Source organism: Verrucomicrobiota bacterium, from assembly GCA_038744685.1.
In the GTDB taxonomy this organism is placed as follows: Bacteria; Verrucomicrobiota; Verrucomicrobiia; order Opitutales; family Puniceicoccaceae; genus Puniceicoccus.
Map to the genome: position 1 here is coordinate 212,477 of JBCDMB010000002.1, position 21,434 is coordinate 233,910.

General features: G+C 52.6%; 14 protein-coding genes. 4 read left to right on the top strand and 10 right to left on the bottom strand.

What is annotated here, in order from left to right:
• Positions 1 to 169: 169 nt before the first annotated feature.
• The 3 genes from galA to AAGJ81_02210 are packed head-to-tail and all read right to left on the bottom strand — an operon-like array spanning position 170 to position 4,808.
• On the bottom strand, positions 170 to 2,704 hold the full coding sequence (gene galA / locus AAGJ81_02200; GenBank protein ID MEM0964950.1) for a beta-galactosidase GalA: 2,535 nt from the start codon (positions 2,702 to 2,704) through the stop codon (positions 170 to 172).
• A gap of 6 nt (positions 2,705 to 2,710) precedes the next feature.
• Positions 2,711 to 3,763, bottom strand: coding sequence for a glycoside hydrolase family protein (locus AAGJ81_02205; protein ID MEM0964951.1), 1,053 nt, complete (start codon positions 3,761 to 3,763; stop codon positions 2,711 to 2,713).
• Positions 3,764 to 3,791: 28 nt separating this feature from the next.
• On the bottom strand, positions 3,792 to 4,808 hold the full coding sequence (locus AAGJ81_02210) for a glycoside hydrolase family protein (GenBank protein ID MEM0964952.1): 1,017 nt from the start codon (positions 4,806 to 4,808) through the stop codon (positions 3,792 to 3,794).
• Between the two features lie 225 nt (positions 4,809 to 5,033).
• Here AAGJ81_02210 and AAGJ81_02215 point away from each other — a divergent pair, with 225 nt between their 5' ends.
• Positions 5,034 to 6,062 carry a LacI family DNA-binding transcriptional regulator gene (locus tag AAGJ81_02215; protein ID MEM0964953.1) on the top strand — a complete coding sequence of 343 codons (1,029 nt, stop codon included), beginning with the start codon at positions 5,034 to 5,036 and terminating at the stop codon, positions 6,060 to 6,062.
• A 15-nt stretch (positions 6,063 to 6,077) separates the two neighbouring features.
• Here AAGJ81_02215 and AAGJ81_02220 read toward each other — a convergent pair whose 3' ends face one another.
• Entirely contained in the window at positions 6,078 to 6,809 is a 732-nt protein-coding gene (locus AAGJ81_02220; protein MEM0964954.1) for a prepilin-type N-terminal cleavage/methylation domain-containing protein, read from the bottom strand.
• A gap of 194 nt (positions 6,810 to 7,003) precedes the next feature.
• Between AAGJ81_02220 and AAGJ81_02225 the strand changes: the two genes are divergently transcribed.
• Positions 7,004 to 8,671 (top strand): sulfatase-like hydrolase/transferase, encoded by a 1,668-nt coding sequence (locus tag AAGJ81_02225; GenBank protein ID MEM0964955.1) that lies wholly within the window; start codon positions 7,004 to 7,006, stop codon positions 8,669 to 8,671.
• A gap of 29 nt (positions 8,672 to 8,700) precedes the next feature.
• A complete protein-coding gene (locus AAGJ81_02230) occupies positions 8,701 to 10,173 on the top strand; it encodes a sulfatase-like hydrolase/transferase (GenBank protein MEM0964956.1) in 1,473 nt (490 codons plus the stop codon).
• Positions 10,174 to 10,178: 5 nt separating this feature from the next.
• Here AAGJ81_02230 and AAGJ81_02235 read toward each other — a convergent pair whose 3' ends face one another.
• From AAGJ81_02235 to AAGJ81_02250, 4 genes are all read right to left on the bottom strand, one after another.
• Entirely contained in the window at positions 10,179 to 11,741 is a 1,563-nt protein-coding gene (locus tag AAGJ81_02235; protein MEM0964957.1) for an MFS transporter, read from the bottom strand.
• A gap of 54 nt (positions 11,742 to 11,795) precedes the next feature.
• On the bottom strand, positions 11,796 to 13,781 hold the full coding sequence (locus AAGJ81_02240) for a sulfatase-like hydrolase/transferase (GenBank protein MEM0964958.1): 1,986 nt from the start codon (positions 13,779 to 13,781) through the stop codon (positions 11,796 to 11,798).
• A gap of 340 nt (positions 13,782 to 14,121) precedes the next feature.
• Entirely contained in the window at positions 14,122 to 15,996 is a 1,875-nt protein-coding gene (locus AAGJ81_02245; protein MEM0964959.1) for a sulfatase-like hydrolase/transferase, read from the bottom strand.
• Positions 15,997 to 16,355: 359 nt separating this feature from the next.
• Complete coding sequence (locus AAGJ81_02250; GenBank protein ID MEM0964960.1) at positions 16,356 to 17,216, bottom strand: DUF1080 domain-containing protein; 861 nt, start codon at positions 17,214 to 17,216, stop codon at positions 16,356 to 16,358.
• Positions 17,217 to 17,363: 147 nt separating this feature from the next.
• Here AAGJ81_02250 and AAGJ81_02255 point away from each other — a divergent pair, with 147 nt between their 5' ends.
• Positions 17,364 to 18,602 (top strand): kappa-carrageenase, encoded by a 1,239-nt coding sequence (locus AAGJ81_02255; GenBank protein ID MEM0964961.1) that lies wholly within the window; start codon positions 17,364 to 17,366, stop codon positions 18,600 to 18,602.
• Between the two features lie 205 nt (positions 18,603 to 18,807).
• Here AAGJ81_02255 and AAGJ81_02260 read toward each other — a convergent pair whose 3' ends face one another.
• Both AAGJ81_02260 and AAGJ81_02265 read right to left on the bottom strand, forming a co-directional pair.
• Positions 18,808 to 19,923, bottom strand: coding sequence for a hypothetical protein (locus AAGJ81_02260; GenBank protein ID MEM0964962.1), 1,116 nt, complete (start codon positions 19,921 to 19,923; stop codon positions 18,808 to 18,810).
• A 74-nt stretch (positions 19,924 to 19,997) separates the two neighbouring features.
• The gene (locus AAGJ81_02265; protein MEM0964963.1) at positions 19,998 to 21,416 is read right to left on the bottom strand and encodes a hypothetical protein; all 1,419 of its coding nucleotides are present in this window, start codon (positions 21,414 to 21,416) and stop codon (positions 19,998 to 20,000) included.
• Positions 21,417 to 21,434 lie beyond the last annotated feature (18 nt).

The window sequence follows — 21,434 nt, forward strand, 5'->3', positions numbered from 1 at the left end:
GTTAGGCTCTACGGGCTTTGCAGAGCTAAATTGGAAGGAGGATAATGCAGATAGAAGTTCGACTCTTCTATACACGTGTATTTACGCGGACATAAAAGTCAAACCGTAAAAGTCTCAGAATCCCAAAACTTACAAGTTTTTACCGAAATTTAAAGGACTCATCCTGTCTTCAGAGGGCCCCGTCGATCGAGCTCACGTGCTTTCCGGTGTCCGATATCCTTTCGACAACCTGTCCAATCTCGGAAAGGCGGTTGTCAGGCACAGTTGAAGCCAACTGTAGTCTGTATGGTTCCAGGCCTTTAGACTCGGCGAAGATCACGAACTCGCCGGGAGTATAAGTTGATTGAATCAACAGCTGAGAAAGACCGCAATAGGCCCTCCGCTCAGGCAGCTTTTCCGGCTCGTGACTGATTGGGTTCCCATTACCAACACCTGCAAACTTCAGACCTTCCGGAACCTCGAATTTCACCACATTTTCCGCAGTCGGAACAACCCGCCCCTCTGAATCGACAATTTCGCATCGGATGATCGCCATGTCGCGCCCATCAGCGATCATCTTTTCGGACTCCGGCATGAGCCGAACCGCCGCAGGATCTCCCGTTGTTTCAAGCAATTTGGATTGGATTTCCGACCCTGAGGCATCATATCCGCGAGCCTCCAGTTTACCACGTGCATAGACCACGTCCCAAACCAGTTTACCATTTATGGGCATATTTTTTCTGCCGAGGCTTTCACCGTTGAGCCAGAGCTCTACTGAGTGGCAATTACTGTAGCACCAGACATCTTTCATTTTTCCCTCTTCGCCAGGCCAATTCCAATGCGGAAAGAGATGGACCATCGGCTCATCTGTCCACCACGCTTTATGGTAAAAGAACGCATCCTTGGGAAAACCGCACAAGTCCATCAAGCCATAGCGCGTGACCACCGCGGGCCAGCCGAAAGGGTAAGTCTCGCCACGATAGTCAAAACCAGTCCAGAGGAACGTTCCGCCGAGAAAATCGCGCTCAGCACAATCACGCCAGGTATCTTCAATCGACCGCCCCCATGGGGTCATCGTTTCGCTGAAAGCGGTCGCGTCCCCTTCCCTCTCCGGATTTAAATCGACATAGTTGTCGATCCCCAGATCGGCCGTGTCCGGTCGATGCGGTTTGCCTTTATAGTATTCCTGCCCGTAGAGCCCCCGGGTTGATGCAGACCCACCAGTCTCCCCTCCGATGAGTGGCCAATCCGGATACTTCGCGTGAAACTCGTCGTAACGTTCACCCTCACAATCGAGATTACCATCCTCATTTCGCCGAGAAGTATAATTCGCCCCGAAGACATCGATACGGAAACCATTTGCCTCGAAATTGTCCGCTATTTCGTTGAAGTCGCAATTTGCTGAGTAAGTGCAGAGACGCGTTGGATCCAGTTGGTGCGCCCGATCCTGCATGCGCTGAAGAATACGAGCGCCCACTGCCGTTTCCTGAATAAGCATTTCCTCATTCCCAAGCGACCAAAGGATCACGCTGGGATGGTTCCTATCCCGGTAGATCAGCGACTCCATCTGACCCATCAATTCAGGCGTAGTGCCCGGCATCCGAATTTCATCCATCACCAGAATCCCCTTTCGGTCGCAGAGTTCGAGTAAGGCCGGGGTCGGTGGATTGTGTGCCGTGCGCATAGCGTTGCATCCCATCTCCTTCATCCGATCCAACCGCCATGCCTGCAGCCGATCCGGTATCGCGATCCCAACTCCTGCATGATCCTGATGATTACACACCCCTTTCAGCTTTATCGGACGCCCGTTCAGAAATACCCCGCGAGCAGGATCAAAGTGTATTGAGCGAACACCAAAAGAGGTTTCGTAAGAGTCCACAAGAAGCCCGTCACAGAAAACGGAAGTCTCTACCAAGTAGAGGTAGGGATTTTCAGGCGACCAGAGCTGTGGGGCTTTGAGATCAATCGACTGAAAGACAGTCAATTTGCTCAACGAACCGACATCTGCGAGGTCTTTCGCTTGTCCTCTTTCAATCCCTTCTTGGTCCTTGATCGTAGAAACGATCTGGACCTCAGCGGGACTGCGAAGCTCGTTCAAAATTGTCGTTTCAATCTCAATCGTGGACACCGTGGGGTTTTCAACGCGCTCAACAGTTGCCCGAACAAAGGTCCCACAATAATCGACATGAATTGGATCCAGTTTCAGCAAACGAACGTCGCGATAGATACCCCCACCCTCGTAAGACCACAGTTCGAAGTTCCGGGCGTCAACGCGGATGGCGAGAGCGTTCAGACCACCGAAGTTACAAAGCTCGGTGACATCATACTGGAAGCTAGTATAGCCCGAGAGATGTCGACCAACCAGGTGTCCGTTCAACCAAATCTCCGAATCACGATAGATACCATCAAACTCCAGCGTGATCCGCTTGCCGAGATCTTCGGCCTCAAGCTCAAACACTTTTCGGTACCACCCGACATCCACCGGCAAGGAACCATGGACCTCATTAGCCTCGGGGCTAAATGGTTGCTCGACCACAAAATCGTGAGGCAAGTCAACGTCGCTCCAATGATCATCCGGATACGCTGGCTTTGCGATTCCATGGTTGCCCGCTTTCATCCACTCTGGAGCGCGAAAGCGGCTCTCGTGAATCGCAGCGAAATTGTGAAGCTCGATGTCCCCAAGATGGAATTTCCACCCAGGGTTCATGGAAAAGATCTGTCTCATAGTTGGCTAGGTATTCTCGCCAATTCTAAGAACAACACCAGATGAAGTATTGTACTTTCCTCCGACCAGGGCACAAAACAGGTAAGCAGGTCTCCCCTCCTTCATGAGAATCTGCGGACGTTCGAACCGCCCTTCACGTTCAAGACCGTTTGGAGCCTCCGGTAAGTAATGTTGAGAATTCAGGTAGGCGATCTGGGGCGCTTTCTCCCAATTCAAACCGTCAAGCGACTCAAGGTAGATGCCATACTCGTGATTGAAGAAGCCCATGTCTCGAAGGATCATCTTGTAAACACCGTCCTCGTGCCAGACATAAGCATCCTCAGTTTGCGCGTTTGGGATTCTCTTGCGCATGTTAATGATCGGGTTGCCGGGAAATTTCTCGTAGGGCCCAGTCGGTGAGCTGGCTGTCGCCAAACCGTACTGCCGATTGGTGTGTATCCCCGTGTCCTCTGTTGCCGGCCGCATCCCAGTTGCCAGATCTTTGTTCCAATCCTCTACGCACCATCCCTTGTAATAAAGTCGGCACTCCCCGTCCGGCGAGCGAACAAATGCCGGATTTGAGGTAACCGCGCTATCCCAATCGCCACGAGGATCGGACCCCGCCTCGACAATAGGCCGGTCAAAACGTTCCCAAGGACCATAGAGCGAGGTGGAAACGGCTACGCCTACGCGCTTGGAAGTCACCATCCCGTCGCAGTTTCCCATGTAAAAGAGATAATAAGTGCCACCAATTCTGTGAATCGTCGGGTTATGGATCGTCATCGAATCCCAAAAATCACCTCCGCGGCCAATCAACGCCGTTTCCAGCACTTCATAGGGGCCCTCGGGTGATCGGGCCACCGCGTGCCCTATCTGGCTGCACTCCAGCCAACCTTTGTGCGCAGCCTCGTTGGCCCACTTGGAGTAGAATACATGGACGTTGCCGTCTTCATCAAGAATCGGCGAACAACCCCAAACGTTGTTTTTCTCATCTTCGAGTATACGACCCAAGCCAGTGAGGCGCTTTGCAAAAGTCGAAAGGTTTTCCTCAACCTCGGAAGCGATGGTCTGAATTTGCATTGGATGCGGAATAGCAAGGAAGGATAGCTTAGTTCAGTCGTAAGACTACGGCCGAAGAGGTGTTGAACTCCCCTCCAACGATCGCACAGAAAAGATATTCTGGTTTGCCGTCTCGCATCAAAAGTTGCGGACGCTCGAAACGACCCTCGCGTTCCAGCCCGTTGGGTGCCTCCGGCAGATAAACCTGAGAGTTCAAATAGCTGATTTTGGGATACTGATCCCAATCCAGTCCATCTCTCGACTCAAGATAAAGACCATACTCATGGTTGTAGAAGCCCATATCCCGAAGAATCATTTTGTAGACACCGTCCTCGTGCCAGACGTAGGCGTCTTCGGTCTGCGCCTTGTCTACATACTGACGCATGTTCACGATCGGGTTGCCCTTGTATTTCTTATACGGTCCAAGTGGATTATCCGCTACAGCGAGACCGTATTGCCGGTTAGCCTGCCACCAGGTCCCGTCCTTCAGGTCGCGTTCCCGGTCAGCTTTGCTCCATCCCTTGTAGTAAAGGCGGCACTCGCCAGAAGGAGCCATCACAAATGCCGGATTGGAAGTGACCAGACTGTCCCATTGATCGGGCTCTTCCGATCCAGCAGGAAGAAGAGGTTCGTCCAACCGCTGCCAGGGACCATCCAGAGAATCCGAGAAAGCGACGCCGACGCGCTTCGTCGCCACCGTTCCGTCGGAATTGCCCATGTAGAAGAGATAATATTTCTCTCCCACCCGATGAACCGTCGGATTGTGAATGGTCATGCTGTCCCAATAATCTCCCCCGCGCCCAGTCAGGACGGCTCCTTGAACCTCATACGGACCTTCCGGGTGAGGCGCGATGGCATGAGCAATTTCGCTACAGGTCAACCAACCTTCATGAGCAGCTTCGTTCCTCCAGCGGGAGTAGAACACATGAACGTTACCCTCACTATCATAGATCGGTGAGCAGCCCCAAACGTTGTTGTCCGGATCTTCAAGAATTCTGCCTACGCCCTCTAGACGCTTCGCAAAATCGGAGAGCTGGGTTTCAATTTTAGATTCAATGACTGACATAAATTCTGTGAAAGGGTGGTGCTAGAGGCAGCTGCGGGACCTTTTAGAAGCATGGCTTAAAGGTCTTTGAGCCAACCAGTTTTTCACGTGTAACATAAACAATGAGAGCAGCTTGGTTTTCATTCAATTGTAAATTGCCCAATCTGCTAGCAGGCCCAGTCGGTTGAAAAGATTTCCTCAAAACAAACGGTTGACAGCTTTACTACACAGTAAAGTAATGCGGGTATGATCAAGCTAATCGATATTGCGGAGCAACTAAACCTTTCACGGGTAACTGTTTCCGCAGTGTTGAATGATCGATACAAAAAACTCGGCATTTCGGAGGCCACAGCGAAGCGGGTCATCAAGGCCGCGGACGAGATGGGCTACCAAAGAAACGAGATGGCCATCTCAATGAAGACCGGAAAGAGCTTCCTCCTCGGCTGCATGACGGGTGCTCTCGATTTAGAGTGGGGCGGTCGCATCGTTGAAGGTGCCCTGCTCGGGCTCCGCAACACCGCCTACTCACTGAAGCTCGAATCGGTCCATTCATCGGTAGAAAACGAGGCTGCGGTACAACGGTTTCTGGGAGCAAGGGTCGCGGGAATTCTCGCCTGCAATATTAATCCCAATCTCGAAGACACCGCCCGTCTCAAGAACGATCTCGATCGCTACAAAATCCCCCTCGTGTGTAACAACTGTCGCGACGAGCTGTCTCCTTACAAAGTGGCTCCAGACAACATTCGAGGAAGCCTTCTCGCTGTCGAGCATCTCGTTAGCCTAGGACATAATCGAATTGCCTTCGTAGGAGGAGACCAAACCAGCGACACAAGCATCCAGCGAGAGAAGGGCTTTCTCAAAGCACTCGGGAAGCTCAACCTCAGCCTTGGTCCCAATTTTCTCGAAAGAGGAAACTGGGATTTCGTCGAGACTGAGAAAGCAGTAAAGCGGCTCCTCTCCGCCAAAACCCGACCTACAGCCATCATCTGCGCAAACGACGAAATGGCAGCTGTAGCCTTACGAACGATTCAGCGTGAGGGATTGCGTGTGCCAAAAGACGTGTCCGTTGTCGGCTTCACAAATGAGCGGTTAGGACTCCTCGCCAATCCACCACTGACTACGGTGGCTCAGTCTGAAAAAGAAGTTGGCAAGGCCGCGATTAAGATGCTGATCGAAATTGTGGGAGCTGGGCCTGACCGAAAACTGAACCCAAAAAGCACGTTGCTCCCTTCGAGGATCCTTGCACGGGAGTCTACTGGACCCGCACCAAAATAACCAAGATCCTCCCTTCTAATTGTTGCGGAAATACTTGTCGAGGTCGGCCATGACGACCTCCTTCTCTAGCCATTCGACGTGCCCGTCAGCGAACAAGTAATGACCGCCGCCGTTGTACTTATCGTTCACCCCAGCGGCTGCCCAGTAGGGCCAGACCAATTGATCTGCAGTGCCGTTTCCGTCCGTTTCGGCAATGATAACGGTCCTACTGAGATCTTTCAAATTCACCTTCCGAGCTGGAGGTGATTTGTCTATGTTTCTCTCGGGATTTGAGTGCCACCAATCGGGGCCGAAGGTTACGTAGTTGTATCCATAGGAACTAGTTGTGATATCATTGTCCGGGTCAAAAGGGAGCTCGTAGCCGGGATTTTGGAAAATAGACTTTGCTGGATCAATTCTCCACACATACGCGTTCGGGCTATCGACGCGTTCAACGAAGCCTAATTTTTCGCCTACGAGATCCTGCCACGACCAGTTCGCATACTTTGTGTCCTGTCCCCCATAGGGAATGTAGGAGCTCGGCGGAAAATACTCCGTTCCTTCAGCAACTACGAGTTCGAGGCCCGAGTGCATTTGACGGAGATTACTCGAAGATTTCGCCATATTCGAACGCTCAACCATACCGCCTGTTATGGGTATGATGATCGCGGCTAAGATTCCGATTATGGCGATAACGGTAAGCAGCTCGATGATGGTGAAGCCGCGCTTATTGTCGGACGATGAGTCCGGTAGGTATGGGGAGGGCATGTCAATAGGATTAAAATTACACGTGTAAACGCAAGGGTAATATTGTAATATACCACTAAAAACCGAAAAATCCACCCATGTGATCTCTCCCACAGGCCGTTCATGGTCTTATCAAAAGATAGTTTGTCACCTCAAATCGCGGTAGAAGACTCTCAGGCCTTTCTTCGTCAGTTTTCACCCCTTTGACGCAGCCCATGCGCCTATTCCCTGAGCTCGCCACTTCGTTCCTTCTTACGGTCCTCTCAAGTCCTGCGACTGAATCGAGGGCCTCATTTGTGGACGAGCGGCCAAACATTATTTTCATTCTCACGGATGACCAGCGGGCGGACCACGTCGGCTTCATGGGCAACGAGATTGTTCAGACGCCAAACTTGGACCACATGGCGGCTGAAGGGACCGTTTTCGACAATGCCTTTGTCACCTCCTCCATCTGCACCCCAAGCCGCGCCTCTTACCTGCTCGGACAATACGAACGTAAACACGGAATCAACTTCAACTCCGGCACTTCGATGTCCCCTGAGGCGTGGGCGAAGTCCTACCCGATGATACTCCGCGAGCACGGCTATTTCACCGGGTATATCGGCAAGAACCATCTACCGATAGGCCGGAAAGGCTACTTCACAGGAATCATGGATCGGAGTTTTGATTTTTGGTATGCCGGGCACCATCACCTAGGCTTTTACCCGAAGGATCGCCACGCTATCTTCGACGAAGCCACCGACGATACCCAAACTGAGATCATCGGAGAAGGTGCCCTCGCCTTTCTCGATCCAGACTCCAACGAAACGATGATGCGAAATGCCGTTGAGTTCCTGCAAACGCGTCCCGAGGGTCAACCCTTCTGCCTTTCAATCTGCCTCAACCTTCCTCATGGCGTCAGCACAAGCGGCATGGAAAAACGGGAGCAAGACGATCCCCTTTATCGGTCCGCTTACCGTGATCTTCAGCAGACGATCCCTCTGACACCCAACTACATCGCTAAGGGCGATATCGATGAACCAAAGCTTCCAGCCGATCTCCTTCTCGTCCAACTTCGCCAAAGCAACTATTCCTGGGTCGACAATCCCGATACGGTTCGCGAGCGACTCATTCGCACCTACCAAACGATCACTGGAATCGACCGTATGATCGGTCAAATCCGGGACACGCTTCAAGAAACCGGTTTGGATACCAACACCGTCATTCTCTTCAGCTCCGACCACGGCCTTCTTTTCGGAGAGAACGGTCTCGGTGGAAAATCCCTCTGCTACGAGACGACCCTTAAAGTTCCGTTGGTGATCTACGACCCCCGCACTCCAAGCGGAAACCGGGTCGACGAGCTGGTCCTCTCCATCGACATTGCCCCAACCATCCTGAGCCTCGCCGGTATCGGAATCCCCGATACCATGCAGGGTGCAGACCTGACACCCTTTCTCCGGGGTGAACGACCCGAATGGCGGGAAGTGGCCTTCGGGGAAAACCTCTGGTCAAATATTTTCGGCAACCCTCGCTGTGAAACGGTGCGCAACGACGACTACCGCTACATCCGCTACTTCAAGAACGACAATCTCGAGAAACGTTTAAACACGAAGCCCGAAGACCTCTACACCGTTCCCCCTTCCATGGCAGAGGACTACCGAAGCTCCCTTACCTCAACGATTCTCGGCGAACCCGTCGTCTACGAAGAGCTCTTTCACATTACCAGTGACCCTTACGAATCCATAAATCTGGTCAACGATCCAGCCCACGCTGACGTCCTCGATCATCTCCGCTCAAAATGCATAGAAATGGTCGCAGTCGCGAAGGGGGACATCGATACGCCACCGTCCACCATCCCGGTCGATTCCCGATGGACGGAAACCAACTACCGGAACGGACTTTAAGAAAACCAAGATTTTCTCACGCCAAAACCATGTATAGATCGCTGCTCAAATCTCTCATCCTCTTCTTTTTCGTCTTCAAGCTTTCGGCAGATGAAAGACCCAACATTCTAGTCATCGTTGTCGACGATCTCGGTTATGTCGATGTAGGCTTCATGGGGTCAACCGAAGTCTCCACACCGGTTCTCGATCAACTGGCGTCAAACGGAGTCATCTTCCATAGCGGATACGTCACCCACCCCTATTGCGGACCGTCGCGTGCCGGACTCATCACCGGCCGCTATCAGGCGAGATTTGGAGTCGAAACCAATTTCACTTACTCCCCTTACGATCTCCATCAAGGCCTTCCACTCGAAGAAAAGACCTTTGCCGAGCGCCTTAAACCAGCTGGCTATCGCACTGGAATCATAGGCAAGTGGCATCTCGGTGCTTCCAAGCCGTTTCACCCGAACAGTCGCGGCTTTGACCATTTTTACGGGTTTCTTTCCGGAGGGCACTACTATTGGCCTGAAAGCGTGACCAACGTCAAAGACCTCATCCTTCCCAACGGAAATCCACACTACAGCTTCAATGAAGGGTCATTCCTTCCACTAAGTCGAAACGATCAAATCGGAGAATTTGACGAATACCTGACCACGGCCCTGAGCCGCGACGCAGCCGATTTTATCCGAGAAAGCGACACTCCTTTTCTTCTCTACCTTGCCTACAACGCACCGCACGGCCCTCTCGAGGCTCCCGCAGACTTGATTGAAAAATACAGTCACATTGAGCCCGCAACCCGCCGCACCTATCTCGCGATGATTGACTCTCTGGACCAAGGGATCGGCATGGTAGTCGATGCTCTCGAAGAAACAGGAAAGCTTGAAAACACCCTGATCTTTTTCCTATCCGACAACGGAGGTGTGGCACCAAAGGTGAACCACATGAACGAAAATTGGGCCGACAATGGTCCCCTGCGGGAGGGCAAGGGAAGCATGTATGAAGGCGGCAGCAGGGTTCCGTTCATCGCGCATTGGCCTAAGGGTATTCCCGGAGGACAGGATTTCGACTATCCCGTATCCTCGCTCGACATCGCGGCAACTACGGTTGCACTCGGAGAAGGCGATACATCGGGTCACCCTCTCGACGGAGTCAATCTAATCCCACACCTCGACGGCACCCTGGACCATCCGCCCCACGAAGCGATCTATTGGCGCGTGCGTGACGGAGCAGGATGGGCAATCCGAACTCCGACTGCGAAGATGCTCAAGAAGGGTTACTCAACCGATCCTCCCGAACTCTTCGATATGGTCAACGATCCCTACGAGTCGGCCAACATTATTGATCAAAACCCGGAACTGCGGCAGCAACTCGCAAAGCTCTGGAACGATTGGAATGCCGGGAACTCCGCAAATGTTTTCCTTCAAGCGGGCGAATATCAGCGAATGCGGCTTCAACTGTATCGGGAGCTATACGAGGAGCAAAAGGCCAAGGCCGACGCTCGGGATCCGATTGTGATCAAGTAGTTTTTCTAAAGGGCACTTCGAAACCGCTTTTCGATTTCTTCAAGGCTCAGGTTTTTCGTCTCCGGTAATATCCGCCAAAGGCAAATCAAGCCGAAGACCGCGACAACCGCATAAAAAAGAAAAACCGAGGCGCTCCCCATATTGGCGAGTTGCCAAGGGAAAAATTTCTGGATGAACCAACTTGAGAGACTCACTACAAACGCGAACGACGGAATCGCCACGCTTCGAAGGGCTGTCGGGAAGATTTCGGAAAACAATACCCACATGATCGGTCCGATCGAAAAATGGAAGGCTGCAATAAAACTCAGGATTCCGCCGAGAATCAGCCATCCATTCAAACTAGCCGCCGCCTGAAGCAAGGCCCCCGAAAAATCCCTTGCCTGTTGTGGACCCAACACCTCAACAACAGCCTTCTTAAAGCCGATGTCGCTATCGTAGGTCTTCCCGGCGATGAGGTTGAGCTCGTTCCGATCCAAAGCCTCTGGCAGAGTCTCGATCGAATCCAAGGACAGTTCGTATTGGGCCTGATTGAAACCATATGCGCAAAGCCCAAGACTAGCCGCAAGCCAGACGAGACCCCCGATGACCATCGGTCGCCGCCCTAACCGATCCACCAGGAGAATCGCAAGAAAGGTGAAGACAACAGAAACCAAACCGATCCAAATCGCCTGCTGGAAGGCCGCGTTCGTGCCAATCCCCAACTGTTCGAAAATAGTGGGCGCATAGAAAAGGATCGCATTGATTCCCGAAAGACCCTGGACCACCGCAATCAACAACCCAACCCAGAGAATACGTCTCATCCCGGGTGAAAGGAGTCGCTTGAACTGTGTCCAAACCGAAATGTTCCCTTCCCTTTCCAACGATTCCTGAATCGCCTCCAGCTGGGTCTCGACCTCCTCCGGATCTGCAATTTTCGCCAGAGTCGCTTTGGCCTCATTCACTCGTCCATGATGAACCAGCCAACGAGGGCTCTCCGGTATCCAAAACAAGAGCACTAACCAGAGAAATGCCGGAAAAATTTCAGATCCCAGCATGTAACGCCACGCGTGTTCGCCGAGGTTTAGCCCTACGATCCACTCCGCTTGAGAGTCGATACTCTGAACGATGACGTAATTGACAAAGTAAGCGGCAGAAAGACCAAAGACGATGTTCATCTGGTTGATCGCCACCATTCTTCCTCGAAGCTTGGGTGGAGAAATTTCACCGATGTACATGGAGGCAAGCGACAATGAGCAGAAGGCTAAGCCGCCCACGAACCGAGCTGCCACTAGACCCCAATAGCTCGAAGCAAGAGCCGAGCAAACCGCAGAAACCAAATACAAGACTGCCACCAAGATGAGTGCCCGCTTCCGACCAATCCGTTCACATACCCAACCTGTCACCACAAGGGCAAACAGCACGCCAAAACCGGGGGCGCTAACCACCGTCCCGATCTGCAGATCGTTCAGACCAAAATCGATTGCAATGAATCGAACGGTTCCCGAAATGACGGCTGCATCGAGACCAAAAATGAAGCCGCCAAGCGTCACGATAAACGCGAACAGGCCGGCACGGGAGCGTTGGGTCATACGGGGAGAATCAACAGAGGTGTTCTGAATCCACCGACGCAACTGATTGATCCATCACTTCAATAGGTGTTCATACTTTCGCGGTGCACGCGGTTTTGGTTTATGGACGACCAAGCGTAGCTCCTTCAACTCCGCACGACTTTGATCAGCCGCTACCCGGGCAATCACCCGTTCGGTCCCATCCCCATTGGAACGCACCGTGTGCTGCTGCATGACGCCATCCGTTGTCCATTCGGCGCCGTCAGCCGATCCCTCAATCACAAACCAATAGTCCGGTCCCAACTCCTCCAATCGATCGAACTGCAGTGCCATGTAGCTGCCCTGAGCGTCCGATACTTCAAACCTGTGAGGAAGCTGTGTCGCGGACGGACTTTTTGGGTCCATTGGATCGCCACCGTGGATGTACTCATCGAAATTAGTAACGCCATCCTCATCAGGATCGGCATTCGGCTCGAGCGTACCAAACTTCGCCTCGAAACTATCGGCGATTCCGTCACCATCTGAATCAAGGGGCGGAGGAGGCGCTTCTGAATCGACATCGTACAGATCGAACTTTGCCAAGATAGGCTCCAAACGTTCCTTTTCATCGATCAGGACGTCCTTGTATTCTCCGTGGGGCAACTCATCCAGTTTTGTAAAGGTGTCGTAGTCACTTGCAGGCTTGTTCACGTCATACCAACTGCCATAGCCGTCACGCATAACCTTGTCGCTGCGAATCATCTGAGTCTCGATGCGCATCGAATAGATCCAGTCACGATGATTGCGCTTCTCACCAGTCAGGTAGGGCCACATGCTTTGCCCGTCCAGCTTGTCGTAACCCTCCGGAAAATCGAAGCCCATGATATCCGCGAGAGTCGGCAAAATGTCTGTGACGTCCGCAACGATTCTTTGACGGCCATTCACCTTGAGCAAGTGTTCGGGCGCATAGATCAAAAGCGGCACATGATGGCCCTGCTGACTTCGGACCCGGCCCTTCCCCCAGTTACCCGCGTTGTCCTGAGTGGCGTTGTCCGCCATGAATAGGATCACTGTGTTGTCAAACTCTCCGACTGACCGAAGCTTTTCGATATATTGCCACATCTGGTAATCCAAATACTCAACGTGATAGCTCAGTCCATCTGGAGTCATGTTGATCCGCTCGAAGGTCCCGTCGGGTCGTTCAATGTGTTTTGGATCCTTCCTGGTATATCCGTAACCACTCTCATCCCATTCGATCACGGGCGTTCGGGGCCAGACGGTCGGGGTGCCGGGTACCGCGTGATCTTTCGCCAAATGGCCTAGGTGTGGCGCATGAAAAACAAAAAAGGGTTCATCGGCAGCAATCGATCGATCGATGAAGTCAAAGATGTACTCCATCTCAAGATCCGGCGCATAGTCGTCGATCTGGGTTTGGACAAACTTGAAAGGTTCGTTCGGGTAATCCGGGTGGTTGATCAGTTGGATTTCGGGCCACCAGAAGAATGACTCATGGTCCCAGTCCTTTGGATTGGCTGTCCGGAAGATCGGGTAAGGATTTTTATTCGGAGTGCCAAACGGATTCCAGCCCATTTGACGCGCAGGCTCTGCCGGATTGAAAACACCTTCGTTGAAGCCCATACTCAACAAGTCGCCACCATCACAGATGTGGGTTTTTGATACCCAGATATTCGCGTAGCCGGCATCGCGGCTCATATTGCCAAGAGTGATCGGGGCACTCTCATATGCAGTGTAGATGTTATGACAGTCCGTTCCGATGTGGCGGTTGTCCCAATACTTGTTCCGGTGCGCATACGTTCCGTTCATCAACGAGACCCGACTTGGCTTGCAGATGGTGGTCGCCCACATCGTCTCGACGAAACAGCCCGCTTCGGCAAGTCGATCCATCATCGGCGTTTTCGCGAGCCGATCTCCTGTCCACTTCGAAGACTCATAAAATGGAAACTCACGTGGACTAATATCGTCGGCCACAATGAGAATAACGTTGGGCTTTTCGGAGGCCACTGCCAACGGACAAACCGCAATAGCGGCAGCACTGATAAACAAGAAACAAAAATTCTTCATGGAAACATTCAATTTAGGGCACTTCGATTAACCTCCTTTGGCTCGTGATTGCGGCACCGCCGGAATCCGGGTGAGGCTGCGGAGAGGTTTGCGGGCCAGAGGCCCTCGGACCTCTCCGCTAACGCTGCCCGGAACCGGTGCTGCCGCAACCCCTTCCCTTCGGCAGGATCAGGGCCTTGAGTCTTATCGAAAGGCGGGGCGAGACACTTTTGGATTTGAGCCGCGTTGCGGCTTTGCAGACGGGCTTCTAGCCCGCCAAGCGAAGCCGTCGCCTTGCTCAAAACCAAAATTGCTCTCGTCACGTCCAAAGGAGGTTAATCGAAGTGCCCTTTATAGAGACCTAGGGCTGGACACTCGCCAATTCGGGAACGCTTGGAATCAAGCCATCGGGAATATCCAGTCTCCGGTCGTGGGCACCAGCCGCGAAATCATGGAAGCTGTAGTCGTTCTTCTCGGTCCAGTCCACCTCGAGTCGACCATCGCCGAGAACGATACTCGCCAGTTTATTACGAAACCAAGTAGCGAGTTCCTGATAGGCCGGATCATCAGCAACATTTCGACGCTCTAGTGGATCAATTCTCAGATCGTAGAGGGACATATCTACTTTGTCGGCAGGCGCATCGAGACCCCAGCGAATACGCTCTCCCGGCTCATACCCCTCCCCCGGCTTTGTCCAAAAAGGCCGCACGAGCATAGCGAACGCAAAATCTTCGCTGCGAAGGTAGGCACGGTCACCGCGCACCTGATTCATCTCACCAATCACGTAATCACGCTGCGGCCCCTCCTCCAAGGTAGTCAGAAGGCTCACCCCATCCAGACCGGGATGGGCGTCTGGATCGATTCCTGCGACTTCGTAAAAGGTTGGAGCGAAGTCAACGAACTCTACCCAGTCATCGATGATTTTGCCTGCAGGGAAGACCGACTTGTCCGAGGACACTACGATTACGCTGTCGTGAACACTCTGAAACCAAGGACCGAACTTAGCTTTGATTCCCTGCTCACCCAAATGCCAGCCATGATCACCACAGACGTAGACGATCAGATACTCCTGATCGTGCTTTTCGCAGTAGTCCTTGAAAGACTGCACTGCCTGCCCAATGAGATGATCACCCATCGCGCAAAAGGCATAGTAATCACGAATCGCCTGCTGCTTTTCCTCGTCCGTCATACTCGAAAAATCCATATCATCGCGCAGGTCACGAAGTGAATCCGGCATCAATTCGGCTTCCTCAGAACTGTATTCAGGAATACGATACATCTTTCCCTCAAATCGATCACGGAACTCCTTACTCGGTAGCACTGGCGTATGGGGAAACACAAAACCGAGGTGAATGAAAACCGGCTTAGAAGGATCGGGTCCCTCTGCAAGCACCCCCGAAACAGTTTCGTAGCTCTTCCCCTCATTACTGAGGTAACGCTGCATCGCCTTCACGATCGCACCATCAAGCGTTTCACCGGTTTCAGCAGGCGAGACTCCCCCGATGATCAGGTCGGGATTTCTCCGAGTGTATGAGCGCAGAATATCCAGCTCTTCCTCGACCTCCTCACGCATCGCGATTTCCTCACGCGTCAATTCGCGGTCGACACGCGAACGCCAGAAACGTTTCACCGATCCATCGGCGAAGCGATACACCTCCTCGGTTCCAACTACTTTCCCTAGCTCAGGAGACCAAGGGCGGTTGAACCAAAAATCGCTTCCCTCCGTTTTCTGAAGGTCGTTGTTCCTAACAAAAGGCTGGTAGAACCCAGGATCCTTCCACTGGTTGTAGTGTTCCCAGTCGAAAACGTAATAACCACTCTTTCCAAACAACGAAGGTTGGTAGCCATTCTCCAACATTACTTCCGGGATTATACGGCTACGGACTTTCTCATCGATCGCCTGGTGTGCCTTCCGAAAGCCATACATCCCGTTCCGGTGAGGATACTTTCCTGTGTGCATCGAGCTTCGTGAGGGCGCACAGGCCATTGAGTTACAGAAGGCGTTCGTGAAAAATGTACCTTCGCCTGCAAGGGCGTCGATATTCGGTGATTCCACATAACCGAGTGCGCTCTCGGCCAATCCAGTGGTGGCCATATTGTAGGCCGCAATAGAGTCACTTCGCTGGTCGTCGGTAATGATCCAAAGAATGTTTGGCTGATCAGCAGCTTCGAGAAGCGACGTAAAAAAGATCAGCACGGATCCGACAAATCGGACAGTGAAAGGGGTATGATTCATGGTGAGGGAAAGCTGGAGAAAAGTCTCCGGTCCACCACCGAGAGCGTCGACGGTTTAGCTCATATCTTTGGATAGACGAGGCTGACTGATCCTGCTCGCTCAACCCAAGACAGCATCCAGTTTCCGAGAAACTGACGATCCGAAAAATTAAGGAACCATCAGCGAGGTCGCCTAATCGCAAATGATTCTAGGTTAGAACTTCCCGGGAGGCTTTCACGTGGCTTCGCTCGCGTAGACCGATGTCGAGTCGGGTTCTCTCGACACTCAAAGATCATCCGCCTGCGCAGCGGATGCTACTCAATCCTGCGTAAAAACGCTGAATCGAACAAAACCTTCGGCTAGACTTGATGGCCCTTGAGTTACTCGCCCTTAAAACGAACCTGTGATCGGATTTCTTCAGGAAATTCGTCTATCGGACGAATCCGAAAGTTTCGATAATCGACCTCAGCGGCTTCCGACTGAAGTTGAATCTGGCCAGAAGTGAGTGGAGTCCCATCGGGCTTTCGCGCGTTTTCAACCACGTTAACAACCTCGCCATTTGCAACGTGGATCGCGTTGTTTCCGATAACGTAAAGGTCTAGCTGATTCCACTCACCATGGGGAGCATCCGGCTCAGGAAAGGCACTAATGTAACCACCTCGATACTCTTCGCTGTCTGGATCAAAGCGGGGACGCTTGACTCCCTCAAGGAGAGTCGTCCGGATTTCCGCTTTAGGCCCGGCAAGAGCAATGAAATCACCAAGGTCGCCCTCCTGCACCTGATACTCGAGGGACGACTTCCACACGTTCCAAAACCTACCGTGGTCCCCGTAACAGTGGTAGAGTATCCCGCTGTCCCGCAGACGGTTCAGTCGAGGTTCCCATTTCTTGTCACCCCATCGCATTTCAATGCTTAAGTGATAGTCAGAAAAATCGTCTATGGTGGTCAGCCCTCCGTAGATCTCCCCGGTCACCCGAAGGATCAGATCCCCATCTTCTTCAACCACAGTGAAAACCTCCTTCACGTCAGCATCGAGCCCCATCGGCGTGCCATTGTGCACATCGTTTGACTGATAAGTTCCTTCAGGCAGGCCCTCCACTGTCGAGTGGGGAACGCCCATCCAAATTTCAAAGTTTGAAAGGTCTTCGTCGAAAAGCTCTACCCACTCTGAAGCAAAAACTGAGCATGCTGATGCACTGAGGAGGGCTGAAAGTCGAAACAGGGGGCTTATGGGTTTCATGGACGACAAGCATGTCCGATCCAAACTCTCATTCAACCCAACAATTACGTGGAGTCGCTATCGAATGATAGCTCTAAAACCGTTGCCCTATCGGGCGATTCTTATTCCCCTTGGGGCGCCGAACAAAGTGCCCCTTCACCCTTGCCAATGAAACCGAATCGTCCACTTCCCGTCGCTTTGCTTCTTGCTGCTCTTCTCTTTGGCTGGATGCCCGATAAGCAGACATCGGGGGAGGAAATCTCACCACCTTCCAAAGATGCCTTCCACACGCTAACGGATACGAGCGGACGTTCCATCGAAGCTCGGATCCTTCATGTTGATGAAGTTACCGCATTCATTCGGCGGGAAAATGGTGGGGATTTCGAACTCCAGCTCGAGATGCTCGATCCGTCGAGCCGGCAACTGGTCGCTCAGTGGCAAACGAATTACGCTCATCTCACGACAGAAACGCAACTGGCTTACCTCAGAAGCCTCAGTGAACCGCCTGAGACAGTCGAAGAGGAAAGCACTGTCGACCAGAACGTCGATACGCCCCAGACCACGGTAGATGGAGACCCGTTGCCCTACCTCGATAACCCAGACCCCACGGCAAATTGGAGATTGGTAGATGATTTCTCTGATGAATTCGAGGGAGGGTATATCGACGAAAGGAAATGGTTTCGCTTTATGAGGCCTTGGGGAGAGCGCGCCTGGACACCCGATAACGTTTGGCAGGAAGATGGGACGTTGAAGATTCAGGCCGTTTACGAACCTCACACTGACTCCCAGGGTCGGGAGTTTTTCTACAAACTCGGTATCCTCCAGAGCCAAACGAAGACGACCTACGGCTATTTTGAGGCGCGGATAAAAGGTTGCAGTCGCTTCCCCGGCCTCTGTCCGGCCTTCTGGCTCTACAGCAACAGAGGAGAAACCAACCCGGACTACCCCGATGTCACCTACAGTGAGATCGACATCGTGGAGCTGCAGCAAGGTCTCTACAATCCCGGTTTGAAGCGGAGGGTTGATGTGAACTACATCGACTTAAACCTCCACGCCCGAATCATGGAAGACGGCGAAGAAATTTGGTTGCGCCCCAACGGCGTGCCGGAGCTCTGCCGTGGTGGATGGGAAGCCCCCTGGGATCCTCGCGACGATTTTCATGTTTATGCTGTCGAGAACACGCCGGAAAAGATCACTTGGTATATTGACGGTGAGAAAATGGCCGAAAAGGAAAACCACTACTGGCACCTTCCGATGAATATCACTTTGACCATGGAGCTACGTCCACCACTCATCGCCTGGGCAGGTGATGGCAAGCGTCTTCCTGTACCAGAGGCCGCAACCCCCGATGGCTTTCCAACCCACATGGAAGTCGACTACGTGCGGACGTGGGTGCGGGATGAGTAGGCTATGAGCTTTTCAGTGTAAATTCACGTAGCATCGGCCGCCCAGACCCATGACCCATAGAGGCCTGTAGTTATACCAAATTTAGTTACGGCGACGAAATCATCCGCCTCTGCGGCGGATGCTACACTATCTTCCTAGAGCATTCAAGAGGCTCACCCTTGCGCGATCCGACTTAAGACAATTCTACCACTGGCGGATCCAAGACCTACTCAAAAGTGAGGTAGATAGGATCTGTGACTGGTCCAAGAGGCATGTCCTGGTTATCAGGGTCGACCACAGCCGCCACGAAAGCCAAAGGCACTTTGTCTTCATCGATACTGAAAGGCTGCTCTGGGTCTTGGGAAAAATCGTAACCGGACACTCCATCAAAATCAAAATTCTCTGAGATATCGATCAACTCGCCTGTCATCTTGACATCGGCGAACTGGAACTCGACAGCGTTGTTTGCAGGAAACGCTTCTCTCTCGAGCCGCCTAAGTTGTTTCTCCAGTTTCTCGTTGTAGGGAGAGACAGGCTGGATAAAACCCTTTGCCAACACAACGCGCACCAGACTGCCTTTCGGACCGGAAACCATGACCGTAGGCCCGCCCTGAGAATAAGTTCCGGTCTCGCCTCCTTTTTTCCCGTTTACCAACAAATCCGCCGTTTCGTCCAAGGGAAGTTGTGTCGCTATGCCCTGAGCGCCTGCCTGAGTTCCCGTTGAGAAGAGCTGTCCGCTAGCCTCGGAACCATCTGCAAAAACCACCGTGAAAACTGAACCAATCAGTTCGGCACCAGAAACACCACCGACATCCCATTTCGGAGAGCTGCCTTGATCGAGGGGCCGCTTTTTCGTTCCCGCAATTGAATTGGGATCCATATCGATCGAGAATCCGAGCGTTTCTCCCGGATTAAAACCATCCGCACGATCTGATTCAAAAGTGAGTCGCAATCCACGGTAGCCCTTTGTTCCACCATCTCCGAGGTAGGGCTTACCCTCAGCCTCTGCCAGAGGCACAAAGCCGGTCCCCTCATCCTTATCAATCGAGAGCGGTTTTGCCACACTGTCACCCGCGATTCCCTCTGGATCGAAAACACTGTCGGGAAATAGGGCCGTGGAAACGTCCAACTCAAATTCCACAATATCTTTGTCTCCAGTATTGGAAAGCTGGAAGGAGTTCTTCCCAAAGTTTGACTTCTGCACCTGGTTCGATCCCGGCATAATCTTCAGAACTGCCGACCCGATCGCCGCATCGTCATTTGCCAGGAGCAAAGGGCCGGATAAGAAGACAAAGGAAAGACCCGTAAGAGTCAGAATTCGGGATAAGGGAGGAGTTTTCATGACAAGGATCCTTTTCTTGGGATTCGTGGAGGTTGGCAATCAAAGATTACAGGGCTTTCCAGAGCACTTGGCGATCAGTTCGGAATCGATTTCCAAGTCCGCACCCACTCATAGGATGTCGTGCGCTCCTCTTCCGAGCCTTCCTCGACTCTACTTTCTTCTTCCGGCACCGGATTCCAGTCGTAGGTCTCGATCGCCATCGTCAAGTAGGCAGGCACATCCCACTCAATTGGTGCTTGGATCGTATAAACATACTCACCATCGAGGAAGAAATCCACTTCGTATTCGGACTTCCACCACGCTCCGTAAACGAAGTAGCGGCTCGAGTTCTTGCGATCCAGTTTGATGCTGCCCTGGTGCTGAACTGGTTCAGGATTGTGCTTGTTCGCACGATGGATCATGTTGGAGTGATATATCCGGTCCCATCCGGCCGCCCACGGATCCGCCTCGGGAGAAACCACCCCAACGCACTCCTGAATATCCAACTCCAGCTTTTTAATCGGATGGCCTTTCGTCATCAGCCAAAACGTCGATGACATTTCAGTAGCGTTTGCCTTCATCTTACACTCGTAAAACCAGCCAACTTCCCCTGCGTTCAGCGATCTCACAATCGCTCCTTCGTAAAGAAACTCATTTCCCCGTACGACGACTGGCTCATCGAGTTTTCCAACCGTGACTTTCATTTTGCCGTCCTCCACCCGCACATTCTCAGCCCGAAACAGGCCCGGTGGGCGGCCAATCCAGACCCATCCGTTCGCCCGTGGTTCGAGCTGCCACTTGTCTTCATCCATCCGTCGTCCTTCAAACTCGTCGGACATGTTGTCGACCAGTTCCCATTCTACTCCACGGATGCGCGTCTTCAGATAGGGCCCGGTAACATCCCCTTCCAACTCTCCGTCATCAACCTGAGCATCAGCCGAATCAATCGCGGCAACCTCTTGCTCAGCGACTCTTTCCTCCGGGGGCGTAGTCAGGAACGCCTTCTGCTCGTCGGTCACCAAGTGCGCGTAGCGTTCCCGCCAATTTTCAACCAGGGCCTGCGTTTTCGCATCAAACCGGTCAAAACCAATCTCAAAAATTCTCCTGTCAAAACGCCGGATGAAAGCGGACTCACCCACGACATCGAGGATCTGGGCCTCGAGCTCACGTCCGCCTGACGACACCAGCGTATACGTTTTGAAGCGATCATCTGCGATCACCACTGGCTCCTTCACTTCTTGCGGAGGAACTTCCTGGGGGACCGGTTCTTCTGGGACAATTTGCTCCTCAACTACTTCGACAACTCTCGGTAACTCGACCTCAACCACCGGCGCAGGCTCCACTTCTCTCTCGGCGCTCTTCGCAACCGGTTCAGGAACCGCCTGCTCTACAAGCTCGTCTTCGCTTGTTTGGAGGTAGAGAAAGAGAGCTGCCGGCAGCGCAATCGCTACAACGACAATCATTGAGGGGAGCAACGGTCTTTTGGCCTGCTTCTTCTGTCCCCTTATCACCATCCTTCAGTCTCTGGGTTC

Bases quoted from the DNA above. Each gene is read 5' to 3' on its own strand.
- galA (MEM0964950.1), bottom strand. From the start codon at position 2,704: ATGAGACAGATCTTTTCCATGAACCCTGGGTGGAAATTCCATCTTGGG.
- AAGJ81_02205 (MEM0964951.1), bottom strand. From the start codon at position 3,763: ATGCAAATTCAGACCATCGCTTCCGAGGTTGAGGAAAACCTTTCGACT.
- AAGJ81_02210 (MEM0964952.1), bottom strand. From the start codon at position 4,808: ATGTCAGTCATTGAATCTAAAATTGAAACCCAGCTCTCCGATTTTGCG.
- AAGJ81_02215 (MEM0964953.1), top strand. From the start codon at position 5,034: ATGATCAAGCTAATCGATATTGCGGAGCAACTAAACCTTTCACGGGTA.
- AAGJ81_02220 (MEM0964954.1), bottom strand. From the start codon at position 6,809: ATGCCCTCCCCATACCTACCGGACTCATCGTCCGACAATAAGCGCGGC.
- AAGJ81_02225 (MEM0964955.1), top strand. From the start codon at position 7,004: ATGCGCCTATTCCCTGAGCTCGCCACTTCGTTCCTTCTTACGGTCCTC.
- AAGJ81_02230 (MEM0964956.1), top strand. From the start codon at position 8,701: ATGTATAGATCGCTGCTCAAATCTCTCATCCTCTTCTTTTTCGTCTTC.
- AAGJ81_02235 (MEM0964957.1), bottom strand. From the start codon at position 11,741: ATGACCCAACGCTCCCGTGCCGGCCTGTTCGCGTTTATCGTGACGCTT.
- AAGJ81_02240 (MEM0964958.1), bottom strand. From the start codon at position 13,781: ATGAAGAATTTTTGTTTCTTGTTTATCAGTGCTGCCGCTATTGCGGTT.
- AAGJ81_02245 (MEM0964959.1), bottom strand. From the start codon at position 15,996: ATGAATCATACCCCTTTCACTGTCCGATTTGTCGGATCCGTGCTGATC.
- AAGJ81_02250 (MEM0964960.1), bottom strand. From the start codon at position 17,216: ATGAAACCCATAAGCCCCCTGTTTCGACTTTCAGCCCTCCTCAGTGCA.
- AAGJ81_02255 (MEM0964961.1), top strand. From the start codon at position 17,364: ATGAAACCGAATCGTCCACTTCCCGTCGCTTTGCTTCTTGCTGCTCTT.
- AAGJ81_02260 (MEM0964962.1), bottom strand. From the start codon at position 19,923: ATGAAAACTCCTCCCTTATCCCGAATTCTGACTCTTACGGGTCTTTCC.
- AAGJ81_02265 (MEM0964963.1), bottom strand. From the start codon at position 21,416: ATGGTGATAAGGGGACAGAAGAAGCAGGCCAAAAGACCGTTGCTCCCC.